This is a genomic window from Bartonella sp. AA86SXKL (assembly GCF_042196885.1).
The window spans coordinates 1-1257 of the sequence record NZ_JBHIRE010000102.1 but is presented as its reverse complement, the minus strand read 5'-3'; the positions used below and the strand labels follow the sequence as shown (position 1 = coordinate 1257).

2 protein-coding genes are annotated in these 1257 nt (G+C 42.5%); both read right to left on the bottom strand.

What is annotated here, in order from left to right:
• Positions 1–93: 93 nt before the first annotated feature.
• On the bottom strand, positions 94–624 hold the full coding sequence (locus ACFIO5_RS10165) for a hypothetical protein (RefSeq protein WP_375705333.1): 531 nt from the start codon (positions 622–624) through the stop codon (positions 94–96).
• 36 nt (positions 625–660) lie between these two features.
• Positions 661–1257, bottom strand: a 597-nt coding sequence (locus tag ACFIO5_RS10160) for a phage major tropism determinant (RefSeq protein ID WP_522729880.1), incomplete at its 5' end; no start/stop codon positions are given.

Sequence of the window (1257 nt, the reverse complement as noted above, 5' to 3'; positions counted from 1 at the left end):
ATCCTTCTTTCGATATCTTTCTCATCTGACGCTCCATAAAAAAAGCCCCACAAAAGTGGGGCTGGATAAAATGATGTTCTAATCAATCTCGCGTTAATTATAATAAAGTGGCTCGCTACATCCACGGGCGCCTATTTTTTCATCTTCTACATAACGAGAATGCGCAAAATTCCGTACAAGATGATCATTGTTAGAGCCACCAGTCCAATCGCCTCCTCCCAACATAACATTTATGTCTACACGTAAACTGCTTCCTTGCTCCCCTGTATGCCATTTAGTCACTGGATAACAACCAGACAAATATTGCCAAACATAACCGCAACCATCCTCACAACCGATATGCGAAATCATCCGTCTATTGTTTGTATCAACGTGTCCTCCAGACGTCTTAAGAGAAGGCGCTTGATTGCCTACAATACTGGTTGCTTGATTACTTCCATACATGCTTGGCGAAAACTCATCACTCGTCAAAAATCTCTTACTAACAGACCAAAAATCAAATGCATGATCCGCATAGCTACGACTGGTCGTAATCGGAACACCATAGGCAGACTTTGCATTTACACCTGTCCCTGATTGAAGATAAATATCAACCCAAATATTATGCCACGGATTGTAAACCATCCCTTCTGGACTACTACGTGGGCGGTGATTTAAACATCAAACAGAATTGGGCAAAACATCCCCCGCTTGATAACCCGATAAGAGATGACCTTCAATCTCACCAACATCCGCACATAGCGTATGAAATCCACCGATCTTTTCAGAATTATCCTTTGTATAGCCATCAGGAGCCGTCGGATTTTGCGAAATTTCAAAGGATAGCTCATTCGTCTGATCTTTTAAGATGAGATATATATAATAATCCTTTCCTGCTTCAAGATCTTCGTCAAAAGTCATCCTTCCACGCCCTGGAATGCGGTAAAAGAGGTACCTACCCCCATTCTCTTCACCATGATAAAAGCGAAAACATGCCCCGTCATTGATCACAAGACCTTTTCTATTTTTCGGATCGGCTTCCAGAATTCTGTCAGGTTGATGAAAACGCACATTCTCTAAAAAATTAGTGGAAAGAGAACCTACCTTACTTTGAAGTTCAGAAAGACTGTCACTGTTCCTCTGTGCCTTCTCTTGAACTTCTGTCAATGCACTCTTCGCTTCTTCCGCTAACACTTTTGCCTCAGAGGCGGCTGTATTCGCAGAATTTGTCGTTGCTGTCACCGTGTCTAATGAACTCTTGACCTCTCCAAGCCCTTG